General features: G+C 61.6%; 14 protein-coding genes. 4 read left to right on the top strand and 10 right to left on the bottom strand.

Features of this window, described 5'->3' with window-relative positions:
* Positions 1-22: 22 nt before the first annotated feature.
* The 4 genes from RS694_RS07415 to RS694_RS07400 all read right to left on the bottom strand — a co-directional run bounded on the left by RS694_RS07415 (position 23) and on the right by RS694_RS07400 (position 8,029).
* Positions 23-610 carry a hypothetical protein gene (locus tag RS694_RS07415; RefSeq protein WP_037246388.1) on the bottom strand — a complete coding sequence of 196 codons (588 nt, stop codon included), beginning with the start codon at positions 608-610 and terminating at the stop codon, positions 23-25.
* Positions 611-695: 85 nt separating this feature from the next.
* Positions 696-1,988: a TIGR03862 family flavoprotein gene (locus RS694_RS07410; protein ID WP_029705834.1), complete on the bottom strand. Its 1,293-nt coding sequence runs from the start codon at positions 1,986-1,988 to the stop codon at positions 696-698.
* Positions 1,985-5,329, bottom strand: a complete 3,345-nt coding sequence (locus RS694_RS07405; RefSeq protein ID WP_029705835.1) for a UvrD-helicase domain-containing protein — start codon at positions 5,327-5,329, stop codon at positions 1,985-1,987. The genes RS694_RS07410 and RS694_RS07405 overlap by 4 nt, the downstream gene beginning before the upstream one ends.
* Before the next feature lie 93 nt (positions 5,330-5,422).
* The gene (locus RS694_RS07400; RefSeq protein ID WP_241463837.1) at positions 5,423-8,029 is read right to left on the bottom strand and encodes a PD-(D/E)XK nuclease family protein; all 2,607 of its coding nucleotides are present in this window, start codon (positions 8,027-8,029) and stop codon (positions 5,423-5,425) included.
* Positions 8,030-8,113: 84 nt separating this feature from the next.
* On the opposite strand from RS694_RS07400, the gene trxA reads away from it, so the two are divergent.
* The 4 genes from trxA to RS694_RS07380 all read left to right on the top strand — a co-directional run bounded on the left by trxA (position 8,114) and on the right by RS694_RS07380 (position 12,232).
* Positions 8,114-8,446 (top strand): thioredoxin TrxA, encoded by a 333-nt coding sequence (gene trxA / locus RS694_RS07395; RefSeq protein ID WP_029705837.1) that lies wholly within the window; start codon positions 8,114-8,116, stop codon positions 8,444-8,446.
* Positions 8,447-8,709: 263 nt separating this feature from the next.
* Complete coding sequence (gene rho / locus RS694_RS07390; RefSeq protein WP_029705838.1) at positions 8,710-9,972, top strand: transcription termination factor Rho; 1,263 nt, start codon at positions 8,710-8,712, stop codon at positions 9,970-9,972.
* A gap of 196 nt (positions 9,973-10,168) precedes the next feature.
* The gene (locus RS694_RS07385; protein ID WP_029705839.1) at positions 10,169-10,438 is read left to right on the top strand and encodes a type B 50S ribosomal protein L31; all 270 of its coding nucleotides are present in this window, start codon (positions 10,169-10,171) and stop codon (positions 10,436-10,438) included.
* Between the two features lie 90 nt (positions 10,439-10,528).
* Positions 10,529-12,232, top strand: a complete 1,704-nt coding sequence (locus tag RS694_RS07380; protein WP_029705840.1) for a membrane protein — start codon at positions 10,529-10,531, stop codon at positions 12,230-12,232.
* A gap of 8 nt (positions 12,233-12,240) precedes the next feature.
* Here RS694_RS07380 and phoR read toward each other — a convergent pair whose 3' ends face one another.
* The 6 genes from phoR to pstC all read right to left on the bottom strand — a co-directional run bounded on the left by phoR (position 12,241) and on the right by pstC (position 17,854).
* Complete coding sequence (phoR, locus tag RS694_RS07375; RefSeq protein WP_037246398.1) at positions 12,241-13,575, bottom strand: phosphate regulon sensor histidine kinase PhoR; 1,335 nt, start codon at positions 13,573-13,575, stop codon at positions 12,241-12,243.
* Positions 13,576-13,594: 19 nt separating this feature from the next.
* Positions 13,595-14,320, bottom strand: a complete 726-nt coding sequence (phoB, locus tag RS694_RS07370) for a phosphate regulon transcriptional regulator PhoB (RefSeq protein ID WP_029705842.1) — start codon at positions 14,318-14,320, stop codon at positions 13,595-13,597.
* An 85-nt stretch (positions 14,321-14,405) separates the two neighbouring features.
* Positions 14,406-15,107, bottom strand: a complete 702-nt coding sequence (gene phoU, locus RS694_RS07365; RefSeq protein ID WP_029705843.1) for a phosphate signaling complex protein PhoU — start codon at positions 15,105-15,107, stop codon at positions 14,406-14,408.
* Between the two features lie 17 nt (positions 15,108-15,124).
* Positions 15,125-15,925 carry a phosphate ABC transporter ATP-binding protein PstB gene (gene pstB, locus RS694_RS07360; protein ID WP_029705844.1) on the bottom strand — a complete coding sequence of 267 codons (801 nt, stop codon included), beginning with the start codon at positions 15,923-15,925 and terminating at the stop codon, positions 15,125-15,127.
* 37 nt (positions 15,926-15,962) lie between these two features.
* Positions 15,963-16,826 (bottom strand): phosphate ABC transporter permease PstA, encoded by an 864-nt coding sequence (gene pstA, locus RS694_RS07355; protein WP_029705845.1) that lies wholly within the window; start codon positions 16,824-16,826, stop codon positions 15,963-15,965.
* Positions 16,823-17,854: a phosphate ABC transporter permease subunit PstC gene (gene pstC / locus RS694_RS07350; RefSeq protein ID WP_076069481.1), complete on the bottom strand. Its 1,032-nt coding sequence runs from the start codon at positions 17,852-17,854 to the stop codon at positions 16,823-16,825. Before pstC ends, pstA begins: the two co-directional genes overlap by 4 nt.
* Positions 17,855-17,890: the final 36 nt, after the last annotated feature.

Genomic DNA, 17,890 nt, shown 5'->3' with positions numbered 1-17,890 from the left:
CATTCTGCTGTCGGGCTCGCCTTCAATCGGCAGAGACCCGAATCTGTAGCAGGCGCCGCGCCGCACGGCTGGGCGCACTGCTGTAGCTGCCCGCCACCGGGCTTTGGCCTGACGTTGCAATCACCACCCAATATTCCAATGGCGCGGTCACTGTGGTGGCCACCTGGCTGCGCGACTGGGCGGGCAAATCACTTCCCTTGCGGTCTTCCACGTCGGAGGTCTGCACTTCCACCTCCACCGTGACGGGCGACTTGCCGCCGGGCCAGCGCGGGGTGAGGGTGATGTTTTGGCCCGCGTCCATCCAGATCAGGGCGTTGGTGACACCGGCGCCACTGTTTGCACCGCCGGACTGCACGGATTGCACCCACTGCAGGGGCAAAGACTGGCTGATGCGCAGGCTGGCTTTTTCCCCATTGCGCACCAGTACCTGCTGGGGCACCAGGCCCGGGCGGCTGGGTTGGGTGCTGGCGCTGTAGCCACTGGTGTCAGTGTCCTCGACCTGGCGCAGTTCTACGGTCAGGTCACGCTTCGGCAATTGGGCCCAGGCGGGCAGCGTCAGCAACCCCATGAGGGCGAGAGCAACGCAGTGCTTGTGGACGAGGGTCTTCATGCCCCCCATTGTTCCACTATGCGTTCCACTGCGCAGCCGTTTTAAACCAGTAACTTCCGCGGGAAAAGCCCGCAAATCCTGCGCTTCAGGCCTGGGCGTTCAAATGGGCCAACGCGCCCAACCCGGCCTGGCGCCCGCTGGCAAAGCAGGCCTGCAGCAGGTAACCGCCGGTTGGGGCCTCCCAATCGAGCATTTCACCGGCACAGAAGACGCCGGGCAACTGTTCCAGCATGAGGGCGGGGGTCAGCACTTCAAACAGCACACCACCGGCGCTGCTGATGGCCTCGTCGATCGGGCGGGCGGCCTGCAGCGTGATGGGCAGGGCCTTGATGGCTTTTGCCAGCTCCGCAGGCGACTCGAACACGGCTTTGGGCAGCAGCTCGTGCAGGATGGCGGACTTGATGCCTTCCAGGTGCAAACGGCTTTTGAGGTGGCTGGAAAGCGAACGCGAACCACGCGGGTGGCTCACCTCGGCCAGCACGCGCTCGGGCGCCATATCGGGCAGCAAATCCAGATGGAAGGTGGCGCTGCCGGTGCGGATGATTTCGTCGCGCAGCAAGCTGGAGACGGCGTAGACCAGGCTGCCCTCCACACCGGTGGCCGTGGCCACGAACTCGCCCTTGCGGCGCAAGGTCTGGCCCATGCTGGTGGTCAGGGACACGGCAACCGACTTGAACGGCTGGCCCGCGTAACGGCTTGAGAAAAATTCGCTCCAGCCCTTTTGCACATCAAAGCCGCAGTTGGCCGGCAACAGCGGTGCCACGGCCACGCCTTTTTGCGCCAGCAGTGGCACCCAGGCGCCGTTGGAGCCCAGGCGCCCCCAACTTCCACCGCCGAGCGCCAGCACGACAGCGCGCGCCGTGACCTGCACAGGGCCTTGGAGCGTATCGAACGTCAACGCGCCCTGCTCGGTCCAGCCGGTCCAGCGGTGCCGCATGTGGAACTGCACGCCTGTGCCGCTGGCCGGGCGGCGCAGACGCTGCAGCCACGCGCGCAGGAGCGGCGCAGCCTTCAGGTCCTTGGGGAAAACGCGGCCCGACGAGCCCACAAAGGTTTCAATGCCCAGGCCCTGCGCCCAGTCGCGCAGGGTTTGCGGGCCAAAGTCGGCCAAAAGTGCCTCAATGTCTTTGCGGCGTGCACCATAACGCTCGGCGAAGACATCGGCGCTGTCGGAATGGGTGAGGTTGAGCCCGCCCTTGCCGGCCAGCAGAAATTTACGTCCCACCGAGGGCATGGCGTCAAACAGGTGCACAGTGCGCCCGGCGTCCGCAAGCACCTGCGCGGCCATCAGCCCCGCAGGGCCGCCACCGACGATCACCACGTCGGCCTGCAAAAGGGCCGTCGCGGCGGTGTGGGATGGGGAGAGTTCAGAAGTCATTCAGCAGTCAATTCAATCAGTCGGCCTTGCGGCGTCAAAAACGCGGCGCGCACGGTTTGCCCTGGATAAGCCAGGGCCACCGCTGCGCGGTAGGCGTGGAGTTGACCACACAAGTCGGGCTGGTCCTGCGGGCTGGCGGTGGATTTGTAGTCCAGCACCCACCAATCGCCGCTTTCGCGGTGCTGCACCAGGCGGTCCATGCGCAGCAAACGTCCGCCCTGCGCCAGCGGCACCTCGTTGGCGTGCCAGGCGAGCTGGCCCACATCCCACACCCAGGCGCCCTCGCCTTGCAGAATGGCCTGCGCCATCTGGGCAGCTTGCCGGGTCTGGCTTTCGTCCAGCGCAAAGGTTTGCGCCACACGGGCCATCTGCGCGGCCGACCAGGGCGCTGTGCTCACCACGGAAGCGGGTTGCACACATTCCAGCAGGCGGTGCATGGCCTGGCCAATCCGGGAATCCAGGCTGTCGGGCACTGCAACGGCCAGAGCACCGCTTGTTTTTGCTATTGAATCAGTAGCTGCTTGCGCAATATCCACAGGGGCTAGAGCCCGTTTTGGCACTATTTTCAGGGTGATGGCCTCATGGCCACTCTGCTTCTCAACAGGCCCGGGGGGAACGGAATCCTCATCACGCCCCAAGGGCCAAACCGCATCCTGCGCATGGGCATGCAGGCGCTGCCACCAGCTGCCGGGGTTCTCACGGTGCGGTTCCATGCTGGAGACCACCAACGTCTGCTGGGTGCGCGTGAGCGCCACGTAGAGTGCGTTGAGTTCTTCGCGGCTGCGGGCGGCCTGCTCCAGCGCCAGCGTGTCGACCACGCAGGCGGGTGGGTTGGATTCGCTGGCCAGAAACACAAAACGGCGCGGGTGCGCGGCCTCGCCCGGCCAGTCCACCAGTACCCCCATGGTTTCGGACTTGGGTGCCTCGCCATCGGTGTCGAGCACCAGCACCAGCGGCGCCTCCAGCCCCTTGGCACCGTGGATGGTCAGCAGGCGCACCGCATTGGCCTGGTCCCGTACCGGCGCCGCAATGCCGCCCGTACGCAGCGCGCGCACCAGGCCATACGCGGTGCTGTAGCGCCCGCCGTCCACCTGCAAGGCAGCGCCCAGCAATGCACGCAAATTGGCCAACACGCTGGCACGCAGTACCGGCGGAGAGGCGACGGCATAACGGGCCAACACGTCGCCGTCTTCATAGATGGCACTCAGCGCATCGTGCGGTGGCAGCGTGGCCAGCCATTGTTGCCAGCGTGTGAGCGTGGCGCCTATCGGGGCCAATGCAGGTGGCAGACCAGCAGCTTCTTGCAACACCTGCAGCCAGGTCACAACTGTGGGCACATCGTCAGATACCGGCGCAGAAGCCTGCAGGGCGCGCTGCTGCAATACCAGCGCCACCAGGTCGCTGTCCTGCACACCAAACAGAGGCGACTTGAGCGCGCGTGCCAGCGACAAGTCGTGGCGCGGCGACACCAGTGCGTCCATCAAGGCAATCAGGTCCTGCACTTCGGGGCATTCGCCCAGCTCATTTTTCTCGGGCTGCTGTGCGGGAATGTGCAGCTTCGCCAGTTCCTCCTGCATCAGACCTAGGTGCGCGCGTCGGCGGGCCAACACCATGATGCCCTGCGGCTTGACACTGCCCTGCCCAAGCTGCTGCGCCAGCCAATGCGCGGCCTGACGACACTCCAGCGTTTTACGGGTGTCTTCCACCACATGGCGCGGCGTGCTGAGCGAGTCACGCCACGCGGGCTCCGCGTCCAATACATCCACCTTGGCCTCGCGCGTGATGCGCGGCAGCTTGAGCACCTGGCCTGGCTCCAAAGATTCAGTGCTGTGGGCGCGGAAGTCCTCAAACTCTTTGGCCTCCTGCGCCTGCAGCATTACGGTGTTGACCAGGTCGATGATGGGCGGCGCATTGCGGCGCGTATGGTCGCAGCTCAACACATCGCCGCCTAAACCATCGACCACAAAGGCTTTGGCGGCGCGGAACACCTGCGGCTCGGCACGGCGGAAGCGGTAAATACTTTGCTTGGGGTCACCCACGATAAAAACGCTGGGTGCATTGCCAGCCCCCGCGTAGGACGCAAGCCAACTGCTCAGCGCCTGCCACTGCAGCGGGTTGGTGTCCTGGAACTCATCAATCAGCAAATGGCGCACACGCGCGTCGAGCCGCTCCTGCACCCAACCGCTGAGTTCCGTGTCCGACATCAGCGCCAGCGCGGCGCGCTCCAGATCGCCCATGTCGATCCAGCCGCGCTCGCGCTTCAGGGCCGCGTAGTCATCCAGCAGGCCACGCGCGAGCCGTGCCATGCGCTGCTGGTGCAGCCAGGCCTGGTGCTGGTCCTGTGCCTGCTGCACCTCCAGCAGCAGCGCCTGCGCGGCTTGTACGCTGCCCAAATCCACCAGCTTGTCGGTCAGCTTGCGTGCGGTGCCCGACTTGGTGAGCAAGGCGTCCATGCTCCCCGTCACATTGCCATCCGTCAGCGCGCGCTCCAGCGTACTGGCGGCTGTCAGGCATGTCTTACCCGTGCACGTGCCCAACGCACGCGCGCTGTCCCACAGGAGTTGCTGCACCGCGGGTTGGGCCAGCCGGTCCAGTGGCGCCTGCAAACCCTTAAAGGCCGGGAACTGCTCGGCAAAATGACGCACCGATGTAGCCACCACGCCATGGGCATCGGCCAGCGCAAATTCGGTGCGCTTGGACAACGCTGCTTCCAGCGCCTTGTGCGTCTGGTGGCGACCAAAGGCGGTCACCGCGTCCAGGTAGTCGGCTTTCGCGGCGGCGTCCTGCACCACACGGGTCTGGAAACGCCGCCACACCTGCGCCACAGCCTGGGCATCGTTCTCCAACAGCTCGTACTGCGTGGGCAGGCCCAGCTCATGCAATACAGCCAGCGGCGCACTGCGCAACAAGGCGGCAAACCAGCTGTGGAAGGTGCGTATCTGCACCGGGCGGCCACTGTTCAACAGTTGCGCATGCAGGCCACGCAGGGTCTGCAATTGTTCAGCGGTGGGTTCCGTCAGGAGGCCGCGTTGCAGCAGGGCTTCACGCAGCGTCGCGTCATCGGCCTGCGCATAACTGTGCAGCCATTCCTGCAGGCGCTGGCGCATTTCGCCAGCGGCCTTTTTGGTGAACGTGATGGCCAGGATTTCCTGCGGCGCAGCGCCTTCGAGTAGCGCCCGCACCATACGCGAGACCAGCATCCAGGTCTTGCCGGCACCGGCACAGGCCTCCACCGCCACGCTGCGCCGCGGGTCACAAGCAATCTCGTAGAAACGCTGGCGCGCGACCAGCTGGCCGTTGTGTTCGAAGGCTGCGCTGCCATGGGATATTGCGGCATTCATCTCAGCACCTCACAACCGTTCGCCCTGAGCCTGTCGAAGGGCAGGGCTTCGGCAAGCTCAGCCCGAACGGTGTCATGCGTTTGAAATTCGTCACTAGACATTCCAGAAATCCTTGCGGCACAAGCCTCGGGCCTGGCAGTAGTCACAAGCAGGGCCTTCGCCCAGCGCTGGTAACGCAACACCGTCCGCAATGCGCTGCATGTCCTCCAGGATGCCCGCAATCAGCGCGTCGCGGGCGTGCACCACTTCGGGCTGTTCGCTCATCACGGTACCTTCGCGCTCGCCCACATTCACGTAAGCGGCACGCAGCGTGTCGTTGGGTAACAGCGCCGCATAAAAAGCGATCTGCGTGTCTTCCAACGGGTCTTTGACGCGTTGTTTGGTTTTGGCACCCGGCTCGGTCTTGTAGTCGAGCACCATCACCGTACCGTCGGGCAGAGTGTCCATGCGGTCGATACGCCCCACCAGTTTCAAATCACCAATTGGCTGGCTATGTGAAGTCTCACCACTGGCAAAGACGGCGCCCTCCAGTTCGTGTTTCTCCAGCCAGTCCAGATACCCCTCGCGCACCGCAGGCCAGGCGGCCGCAAACGGCAAAAATTCGCCCTCGGGCAAACCCATGGAGGCCGTGGCTTCTTCACTCGCAAGGTTCAGCAGACGGCTGCGACCGGCCCGGTCTGCAATGGGCTGGGCGGCCAATGCGTCGTGAAAATGTTGCAGCACCGCGTGTAACCAGACACCAAAGTCGCGTTTGTCGACTTCCGACTCCAGCTCGTCCACGGTCTTCAGGCCCAACTGACGCAATGCAAAGAACCGGTAGGGGCACTGGCGCAAATCTTCATAGGCGCTGGCAGACAGATGTTTCACCGGCAGTTGCTCACCCGTGGGCATGGGTGGCAACGTTGGGGCTGCCGGAAGCGTGCGCACATCGCGCGGATCTTTAGCCAGCGGCACATCTTCGTGTGCCAGCTGCAGCAATTGCACCAGGCTGCTGGGCAACAAGGTTTCGCCGCTGTCATCGCTGGTGCGCCACAGCACATCACACTGCGGCGACTGCAGCGCGTGTTGCCAGGCAGCACGCAACTGCGCATCCAGCGCTTCGCGCGCAGGCAGACCCAACGCAGCGCGTTGCGCGGGCGTCCACTGGCCTGCGGGCTCGGGTGAGGGGTTCAGGCGCACCTCGTCACACCCAGCCAACACCACGGCCGCAAAGGGGCGCCCCAGCATCTGGCTCATGGGCAGGATCACCAGCTCTTCTTCTGCGGGGTAATCCGGTTGAAAACTGGCGCTCTCCAGCGCCTGGTTCACCCAGGCCGTGAACTCTGTCAGATCCAGGCGGCGCTGGGCCCAGAGCGCACTGCCTAGCAAAGCCTTCCATGCGCCAGGGTCCGCAGGTGCAAGGCGCAGCGCGCCCAACACCTTGGTGCCTGCGCCGTCCTCCAACAATCCATCCCACAGACCCGTGCTCTGCAAAGCCTCTTGCAATGCCGTGAGCCATGCGGATACCGGGCGACGTCCAGTGAGCAATCCGCGCACCTGGTCCACGGCGGCGCATGCGGCCAAAAGCGCATCCTTCTTCATGGAAGGAGCGGCAGTCGCATGGCGCCAGTCGCGCACCTGGTCTCGGCGCAAAGCGGCTTCCAGTGCATCCCCCGTGTGCTGCAAGGCGGGGGCCCGCTTGACCAACGCCAGCACGGCATCCGCAGAGGCATTCCACACTGCGGCGCGCAGCAAGGCCATCACGGCAGCAGCGGCGTGGCTGGTCGAGAGCTTCCAGCCGTTTTCATCGCGCATCTGCACACCGGCACTCTCCAGCATGGCACGCACACGGCGCGTCAATGCACGATCCGACGACACCAGCGCCACGGGATACCGGTTGGCCGCAATATGGCGCAGCGCACATGCTGCAGTGCGCTGGGCTTCGTCCTCTGCATCCAAACAGGCGTGCAGACTCAGATGATTTGCTGCAAGCGGCTCTGTTGCATCAACCGGTGACAGTGGCAACACCACCAGCTTGTCACCCCACACGGATTGCAGCCCCGCGGCCAAGGGATCTGCAGCCAGCCCTTGCACCACCACCAGACAGTCCAGCGACTGCAGCACATCGGCATCAAACAAGGCGTCGCTCGCATAACCGGAAATGGCCGCCCATTCCACCGCCACACGCGCCACTTGCGCCTCCCAGGCCAGCGCTGCACCGTCCATTCCCAACACTGCATCGCGTCGCGCATCTGCAGCCCAACGGGCGCGCCCCTCGGGCCCTGCCGCCGCGGCGAGGGGGGCCAATTGGTGCGCGGCTTGCACCAACAATGTCGCCAGGCCATCCTGCTCGGGGAGTCCGCTGTGCGACAGCAGTGCTTGCGCGGTCAGGGTGTCCAGCGCGGTATCGAAGGAAATATCTGTGGCCGCAGAGTTGTGGCCACCCACGGAAACCACCCAGTTCTGGGTCGTTTCAAAGCGGGGGGCAAAACCATCTGCAAAGGTCTTGCCCCACAGGCGATTGGCCAGAGGGAGCAATTGGGCATAAGGCAACAAGACCAGCGTGCGCGCTGGATGCGCGCCCAATCCCTGCATGGCATCCGCGATGCGTGCCAACAGACCGGTTTGGGGGTGAACCCATAGCGCCATGGCCGGGTGATCCGGCCCATAACTGAACGCCCGCAGCGCCTCTGGGGCATCGTTTTTCGCTATGTCGTTCATAGCGAGGGCGTCGGGGTCGTGGGGCTTGGTTTCTGTCACAATGCCGCAACTTTAGCCGTATCGCAAACTCCCAAAGGAACCTTCATGGCCAGCGAACTCATTAAACACGTGACCGACGCCACTTTCGAAGCCGATGTGCTCGGATCAAAACAGCCCATTCTGGTGGACTACTGGGCTGAATGGTGCGGCCCCTGCAAAATGATTGCCCCTATCCTGGACGAAGTGTCCAGTACTTACGAAGGCAAGCTCAAGGTCGCCAAGATGAACGTGGACGAGAACCGCGACATCCCGGCCAAGTTCGGCATCCGTGGCATCCCCACATTGATGCTGTTCAAGGACGGCCAACTGGCAGCCACCAAAGTCGGCGCCATGAGCAAGGCCCAGTTGACGGCCTTTATCGACCAGCAATTGGCCTGAGTCCCTGCGGGACAGACCGGTGTGTAAAACACCGCTCTGTCCCTGCACATTAAGAGGCTCGCAACGGACCTCTTAGGAATATTCCAGGATCGAATATTTTCCTGTCATAATTAAATCCGTTCACCAGCAACCCAAAAAGGGCTGGTTCCAATTCCCTGGTTAAGAACGCCGAGGCCAAACCACTGGTCTTGCCTCAAATCCCCTCCCCTGATTTTTTGCCATTTACCGACATATCGGTCAACTCCCCCCACGGGACACATTCCATGCACTTAAACGAACTCAAGGCACTGCACGTGTCAGAAGTCCTGAAGCAGGCCGAAGAGCTTGAGATCGAAAACACCGGCCGCATGCGCAAGCAGGAGCTGATGTTCGCCATCATCAAGAAGCGCGCCCGCACCGGCGAGCAGATCATTGCGGACGGCGTGCTGGAAATTCTGCCCGATGGTTTTGGCTTCCTGCGCAGCCCCGATACCAGCTATACGGCTTCGACTGACGACATCTACATCAGCCCCAGCCAGGTGCGCCGCTTCAATCTGCACACCGGCGACATGATCGAAGGCGAAGTGCGCACCCCCAAGGATGGCGAACGCTACTTTGCACTGAACAAACTGGACAAGGTCAACGGCGACCTGCCCGAGAGCAACAAACACAAGGTCATGTTCGAAAACTTGACCCCCTTGTTCCCCAAAGTCCAGATGAAACTGGAACAGGACATCAAGGGCGAAGAAAACATCACCGGTCGCGTGATCGACATCATTGCCCCTATCGGCAAGGGCCAGCGCGCACTGATCGTGGCACAGCCCAAGAGCGGCAAGACCGTGATGATGCAGCACATCGCGCACGCCATTTCGGCCAACTACCCTGACAGTTACCTCATGGTGTTGCTGATCGACGAGCGCCCGGAAGAAGTGACCGAAATGCAGCGCACCGTCAAGGGCGAGGTGATTGCCTCCACCTTTGATGAACCCGCCGCACGCCACGTGCACGTCGCCGAAATGGTGATCGAGCGCGCCAAGCGCCTAGTCGAACTGAAAAAAGACGTGGTGATCCTGTTGGACTCGATCACCCGCCTGGCCCGCGCCTACAACAACGTCGTGCCCTCCTCCGGCAAGGTGTTGACCGGTGGTGTGGACTCCAACGCACTGCAACGCCCCAAGCGTTTCCTGGGCGCGGCCCGCAATGTGGAAGAAGGCGGTTCCCTGACCATCATCGCCACGGCACTGGTCGACACCGGCAGCCGCATGGACGAAGTGATTTTTGAAGAATTCAAGGGCACCGGCAACTCCGAAATCCACCTGGACCGCCGCCTGTACGAAAAACGCGTGTTCCCGTCGATCCAGCTCAACCGCAGCGGTACCCGCCGTGAAGAGTTGCTGCTGCAACCCGAAATCCTGCAAAAGACCCGCATCCTGCGCCAATTCCTCTACAACATGGATGAAGTGGAAGCCATGGAAATGGTGCTCAAGCAAATGCGGGCGACCAAAACCAACAACGAATTCTTCGACATGATGCGTCGGGGTGGCTGAAGACGTGGCCCCCACGTTCGCTCACTGCGTGTAGCTTTCTGCCCCCCAAGGGAGCTAACCCGGCTTGGGGCGGCCCGGCGCCGGATTGCCCTTCTCAAAGTAGTGCAAGTCGTTGATTTAGTTGTATAATCGCGAGCTCAGCGGAAAGTACGCCAGATGGTCTGGCACGGCTCCCGCATACGACCAAGGAAAGAATATGAAAGAAGGCATTCACCCCAATTACCGCGAAGTTTGCTTCCAGGACATGTCCAACAACTTCAAGTTTGTGACACGTTCTTGCGCCAACACCAAGGAAATGATCAAGATGGAAGACGGCCGCGAACTGCCGCTGTACAAGCTTGATACGACCAGCGAATCGCACCCTTTCTACACTGGCACACAAAAATCCGTGGACAACATGGGTGGCCGCGTGGAGAAATTCCGCAACCGTTTCGGCAAGACTGCTGTCAAGACCGAAGCAGCATAAGCGAGTTTTCAGGGTTACACCTGAATCGCACCAAAAAGCAGCCCGGCTTTCCGCGCTGCTTTTTTTTCGCCTGAAAATACCCGGAACACCGTGAACCATCCCAACCCCGCCATCGTTGCCCAAGCTGCCGTCAGACGCCTGCCGCGTTTCGCGTTGCTGCTGTTTTGCGTGGCCTATGTACTGTCGGGTTTTATCGGGCGCGAAGCTTGGAAAAGTGCGGACATGGCGGCACTCGGTTTCATGGATGCCCTGGCACACGGTTCTGCGCAATGGCTGAAGCCTACGTTGGCTGGCATGTCTGCCGAGACTCCAGGGCTGCTGCCCTACTGGTTGGGTGCCTGGGCCATACAGGTCGCGCCGGCCTGGATCCCCGCAGACTTTGCGGCCCGCATTCCTTTTGGGCTTTTGCTCGCGCTGACCTTTTTGGGCTGCTGGTACGGCACCTACTATTTGGCGCGCAGGCCCCAGGCACAGCCGGTGGCCTTTGCGTTTGGTGGTGAGGCCCTGCCTGCCGATTACGCGCGCGCCATGGCCGACGGCGGCCTGTTGGCCCTGATTGCCTGCCTGGGCCTGGCCCAGCTCTCTCACGAAACCACGCCAGCCTTGGCGCAATTGGGCTTCACAGCACTGTTCTTCTACGCCATGGCGGCACTCCCCTACCGGCGTGTTGTACCGGCTTTGGGGGCTGTGCTGGGCCTGTTGGGTCTGGCGCTGTCAGGCGCACCCGCCATGGCCGTGTTGTTTGGTCTGGGAAGCAGCCTAGTCCATGCACTGGACCGCCCCGACGATACAGACAGTGGTTCTAGCAACGACCGCATCCTGCTCGAAAGTACCGGCCTGGTACTGCTCACGGTATGTGTAGGCATGGCCTCCACGGCCCTGGATCTATGGAGCTGGAAGATTACGCTGCCCCATGCCCAATGGTCCGACTGGAATGGTTACGCGCAGTTGCTGTTGTGGTTTACCTGGCCCGCAGGCCCCTTGGCCTTGTGGACCGTATGGCGCTGGCGCCATCAGCTGTTTCGCGTACGGACCAGCCGCCACCTGGCGCTGCCGGTCTGGTTTGTCGCCGTGACCGTCGCCGCAACCCTCAGCACGGGCTCTTCCGACCGCAGTCTGCTGCTGGCCCTGCCCGCCCTGGCTGCGCTGGCTGCATTTGCCCTGCCCACGCTCAAACGCCAGGTGGCGGCACTGATCGACTGGTTCACCCTGCTGTTCTTCTCGGGCTGCGGGTTCATCATCTGGGTGGTGTGGCTAGCCATGCAAACCGGCTTCCCGACCCAACCGGCGGCCAACGTGGCCCGCCTGGCGCCTGGATTTGAAGCCCGTTTTTCTACGCTGGCATTCGCGATTGCCGTTCTGGCTACTATCGCCTGGGCATGGCTCGTGAAATGGCGTGTGGGACGCCACCGCGCAGCCATCTGGAAAAGCCTGGTACTACCCGGCTGCGGCGCAGCACTGTGCTGGCTGCTGTTAATGACCTTGTGGATGCCCCTGCTCAATTACTCGCTGAGCTACAACACACTGGTCACTCGCACTGTGAAGCAACTCGGCCCTACGGACTGTGTGGAAGTGTTCGGCCAGAGCCAAGGGCAAATTGCGGCCTTCCAGGTCTACGGCAAGCTCAAAATCATGCCCATGCAAATCGAGCCCGTATGCAACTGGTTGTTGGTGGAGCCCGGGCCCGATATGGCCCCTCCCCTTACGCTGGACCAAACCCACTGGGTTCAACATGCGGTACAGCACCACCCTGCCGACGGCAATGAATCCGTGCTGATATTCCGACGGCGCTAACAGCCTGCTCAGTGACGAACCACGTTCTCGCGCACGCGTTGTGCGGGGAAGGTGATGGAGAAGCGGGAGCCATTTCCGGGCAGGCTTTCTATGCCCAGTTCCGCCCCATGACGCTGGGCCACATGTTTGACGATGGCCAAGCCTAGCCCTGTGCCCCCGGTCTCGCGGGAACGGCTGCGGTCCACGCGGTAAAAACGTTCGGTCAGCCGCGGAATGTGTTCCGGTGCAATGCCGGGGCCCTGGTCCTTCACACTGAACACCGCTCCACCATCGGGCAAGACCTGCCATCGCACGTCAATGCTCTTGTCCGCAGGGGTATAGCGGATGGCATTGCCAATCAGGTTCGACATGGCGCTGTGTAACTCGGTGGAGGACCCGGCGATTTGCGAATCTGCATCCTGCTCAAACCGCAATGCCTGGGGCCGTGTCCACAACAGTCCCGACAGGTCACGCGCGTCCTGTTCGCACTGCGCCATCAGCGTCTGCACAGACACCCAATCCTGCGTGGTCGGCAGTGGGCTGCCTTCCAGGCGCGACAACGTCAGCAAATCATTGACCAGTGTTTGCATACGCAGGGCCTGCTGCGCCATCAGGTCCAGGTAACGCTGGCGCTCTTGTACTTCGAGTGGCAGGGACTGCAGCGTTTCCACAAAACCTGATAACACCGTTAGTGGTGTGCGAATTTCATGGGACACGTTGGCCACAAAATCACGCCGCATGGCCTCGGCCTGCTCCACCGCGGTGATATCACGCGACAGCAACAGGCTGCGCCCTTCCCCATAGGGGTGCAGATGGACCGAAAGTTTGACCGGTTTGGAACTGGTGCTTTCGCGCCCCGGCATGATCACATCGTGTCGGAAATCGTGCGCTGCGTAATAACTGGCAAAACCGGGGTCACGCACCAGATTGCCGAAATGCTGCAGCATGTCGCGCCGTGCATCAAAGCCAAAATGCGTGGCCGCTGTCTGGTTAAACCACTCTATGCGCCCGCCGGCATCCAGCAGGACAACCCCATTGGGCGAGGCCTGCAACGCGGCAAGAAAATCCTGCAGGCGTGCTTCACTTTCGATGTTAGCGCGGTCACGTGTGCGCACCAGCTTGCGCACACGGTCAAACACCTCACCCCACAGTCCGCCACCCAAGGGCGTGTCGGCGGTGTCACCGGCCTTGAGCCACTCCAGCAAGCGCGCTCCGCGCAAAACGTCCAACAACAGCCAGACATAACTGCCCAGCAATGCCGCCATGAACGTTGAAAGAAGCTGGTACGGCGGTGCAACAAAGCTCCACGCGACCAGCGCGGGCAGTGCCTGGCACAGCACAAAGGAGAAAAACCGCCAAAACATGTGTGGTACGTCGTGCGACTCAGGCGCTGGTCTTTTCAGCCGGCACTGCGGCGGGAGCGGGTTTGGCCGTCAGCCGGTAGCCCGCACCACGCACGGTTTCCACCATGGCACCGGCCTGGTTCAAGGATTCGCGCAGACGCTTCACGTGCACATCGACCGTCCGCTCTTCGATATAGACGTGGTCGCCCCACACCTTGTCCAGCAGTTGCCCGCGGCTGTGCACCCGCTCGGGGCTTGCCATCAGGAATTGCAGCAGCTTGAATTCTGTAGGTCCGAGCTTCAGGGGTTGCTCTTCAAACGACACTCGGTGTGTGGAAGGGTCCAGCACCAACGCGCCTACCGTCATGGCCTCACCTGCCTGCTCCGGGGCACGGCGGCGCAGCACAGCGCGCACGCGGGCCAGCAATTCTTTGGTGGAGAACGGTTTAGCAATGTAGTCATCTGCACCGGCATCCAGGCCCGCCACGCGGTCAGCCTCATCGCCACGCGCGGTCAGCATGATGATGGGGATGGCCTTGGTACGCGGATGGGCACGCCAGCGCTTGGCCAGCACCAGACCGCTTTCGCCAGGCAACATCCAGTCCAGCAGAATCAGGTCTGGCAAGGCCGCATCCAGCTCGCGCTGGGCCGAGGCGCTGTCCAGCGCCCAGGTGGTGCGAAAGCCGTTGTGCCGCAGATTGACGGCGATGAGCTCGGCAATCGCCGGTTCATCTTCAACAATCAGTACTGCGGGCATGTTTCTCATAAGACCTCCCGCCGGGCCGCCCCAAGGGAGGGCTGCGACCCCATGGGGGGCAGTGACCCGCGCAGCGGTGGAACGTGGGGGCACATTACTTAACCACCGATTCGATTTTCTCCATGCTGGAGTGGCGAATATCTTCGCCCTTGACCACGTAGATGATGAATTCTGCAATGTTCTTCGCGTGGTCACCGATACGCTCAATGGCCTTGGCCAGGAACAGCAGGTCCAGGCTCGGCGAGATCATGCGTGGATCTTCCATCATGTACGTGATCAGCTTGCGCACAAAACCATCAAACTCCTGGTCAATCAGGTCGTCCTCTTTGAGAATGGTGACCGCGGCATTCACATCGAGTCGGGCAAACGCATCCAGCGCCTTGTTGAGCAGACCGGAGGCCAGATCGGCCGCAACGCGCAACTCCAGCGACGGCAGCGAGCGTGGCGCGCCACTCTGGATGATGGAGCGCACCATGCGCGCAATTTTTTCAGCCTCGTCACCCACACGCTCCAGATTGGCCGTGGTCTTGGAGATGGCGATCAGCAGGCGCAGGTCACGCGCGGTAGGCTGGCGGCGGGCGATGATGCTGGAGAGATCACGGTCGATCTCCAGTTCCATTGCATTCACGCGGGCTTCGCGGGTTGTAACCTCGTTGGCCACTTCCACACTGAACTGCGACAGCGCGTAGATGGCCTGACGGATCTGGGATTCCACCAGACCACCCAGCTCCATGACCTGGGCCGAGACGGAGGTGAGTTCGCTGTCGAACTGGGTAGACAAATGTTTATCGGACATGGTTTTCTCTCTGACGTTCAGCCGAAACGGCCAGTGATGTAGTCTTCGGTTTCCTTGCGGCTGGGCTTGAAGAACATCTGTTCTGTGGCACCAAACTCCACTAGGTCGCCCAGGTACATATAGGCGGTGTAATCGCTGCAGCGCGCAGCCTGCTGCATGTTGTGGGTCACGATGACCACGGTGTAGTCGTTCTTCAGCTCGACGATCAACTCTTCCACCTTGGCGGTGGAAATCGGGTCCAGTGCCGAGCAAGGTTCGTCCAGCAGCAGCACTTCGGGCTTGATGGCAATGCCGCGTGCAATACACAGGCGTTGTTGCTGTCCGCCCGAGAGGCTGGAGCCGCTTTGGTGCAGCTTGTCTTTTACCTCCGACCACAAAGCCGATTTGCGCAGCGCCCATTCAACGCGCTCTTCCATGTCGGTGGCGTTGAGCGACTCAAACAGCTTCACGCCAAACGCGATGTTGTCGAAGATGGACATGGGGAACGGCGTAGGTTTCTGGAACACCATGCCGACCTTGGCGCGCAGCAAAGCTACGTCGTCCTTGCTGGTCAGCAGGTTCTCGCCATCCAGCAGCACCTGGCCTTCGGCACGTTGCTCCGGGTAGAGCTCAAACATGCGGTTGAAAATGCGCAGCAGTGTGGACTTGCCGCAGCCCGAGGGGCCGATAAAGGCAGTGACCTTCTTCTCGGGAATTTCCAGGTTGATGCCCTTGAGCGCATGGAACTTGCCGTAATAGAAGTTCAGGTCCTTGACCGATATCTTGGTCTTTTCCTTGGCAAGGGCGGTGCCGTTGCCGACTGCAGAGGTAGTGATCATGGGGTTGTCTTTTTCAATAAGGAGGCTTTAGGGCCCATCAAATCTTGTTGCGGGTCAGTACCCGGGCGAGGATGTTCAGCACCAGCACAGCCAAGGTGATCAGGAATACACCTGCCCAGGCCAATTTTTGCCAGTTCTCATAAGGGCTCATGGCGAACTTGAAGATCGTGACTGGCAGGCTGGCCATGGGTTCGCTCAAGGACGAAGTCCAGAACTGATTGCTCAACGCCGTGAACAACAAAGGCGCAGTTTCCCCAGCGATACGGGCCACGGCCAACAGCACACCGGTGATGACACCAGCGCGTGCCGCCTTGAGGGTGATGCTCAAAATCACCCTCCACTTGGGTGCACCCAGTGCGTAGGCCGCTTCCCGCAAACCGGCAGGGACCAGTTGCAGCATGTTTTCGGTGGTGCGGATCACCACCGGAATCACGATCAGCGACAGCGCCAGAATGCCGGCGTAACCCGAGAAGGACTTGAAGCGCGACACGACCACCGAATAAACAAACAAGCCGACCACAATGCTGGGTGCCGACAACAGGATGTCGTTCACAAACCGCGTGGTGGCCGCCAGCCAGCTCTTGGTATCGAACTCGGCCAGGTAGATACCTGCCATCACACCGATGGGCGTGCCCACACAGGTAGCCAGCGCCACCATCAGGAACGAGCCGTAAATGGCATTCGCAAGGCCCCCCTCTTCGTTCGGTGGCGGCGTCATCTGGGTCAGCGTGGCGAAGGTCAGACCTTCAAAACCCAGACGGATGGTTTCCCAGAGTATCCAGAACAGCCAGAACAGGCCAAAGGCCATGGCCGCCAGCGCGAGGGCTGTGGCGACGGTGTTGACCCGTTTGCGCTGTGCGAACTTGGCGACACGCGCCTGGTGGGTTGCAGCATTACTCATGTTTTTGCTCCTTCGCTCTTGCGCAACTGCGACAGCAGCATTTTGGACAGCGACAGAATCACAAAGGTGATAAAGAAAAGTACCAGCCCCAGATACATCAGCGAGGCCTGGTGCAGGCCTTCGCCCGCCTCGGCAAACTCATTCGCCAATGCAGAGGTAATGCTATTGGCTGCCTGGAACAGGCTTAAGCTGTCGAGCTGGTTGAAATTGCCGATGACAAAGGTCACGGCCATGGTCTCGCCAATGGCGCGCCCCAGGCCCAGCATGACGCCGCCGATCACACCGGTCTTGGTATAGGGCAGCACCACCTTGTAAACCACTTCCCAGGTGGTAGCACCCAGGCCGTAGGCTGACTCCTTGAGCAGCGGGGGCGTCACTTCAAACACGTCGCGCATGACGGCTGAGATGAAGGGAATGATCATGATCGCCAGAATGATGCCGGCGGACAAAATGCCGATGCCTACGGGCGGGCCCGATACAAAGGCACCCAAATACGGCACGCCGGTCAGCAAGGCCTGCAGCGGCTGCTGCACATAGGTGGCCAGCACGGGGCCAAACACCAGCAGACCCCACATGCCGTACACGATGGAGGGCACGGCAGCCAGCAGTTCAATCGCGGTACCCAGTGGGCGCTTGAGCCAGGCGGGAGAGAGCTCGGTCAGGAACAGCGCAATGCCGAAGCTCACCGGCACCGCAATGATCAACGCGATCAGCGATGTGGCCAGGGTGCCGTAAATCATCACCAGGCCGCCAAACTCCTCTTGCACGGGGTCCCAGGTGGTACTGGTCAGAAAACCCAGACCGTACTTGCTGATGGCAGGCCAGGCACTGATGGTCAAGGACAGAAGAATCGCAAACAGCAGACCCAGGGTCAGCAGGGCCGCGCCTTTGGCCACCCAGCCAAAAATGCGGTCAAGCATGGGGCCGGAGCGGGCCTTCTTCACGGGTGGAGGCTGTGTCATGGCGCGTATGGGCTGGTTTACAGGAAAAAGTGCCGGGGAATCCCCATGCAGGATGGTAGACGACATGGGGTACTCCCTGGCAATTGCCAACAAAAGACAGTG

It is taken from the genome of Rhodoferax saidenbachensis, assembly GCF_001955715.1.
GTDB classification, from domain to species: domain Bacteria; phylum Pseudomonadota; class Gammaproteobacteria; order Burkholderiales; family Burkholderiaceae_C; genus Allorhodoferax; species Allorhodoferax saidenbachensis.
This window is presented reverse-complemented; position numbering and strand designations above follow the sequence as displayed.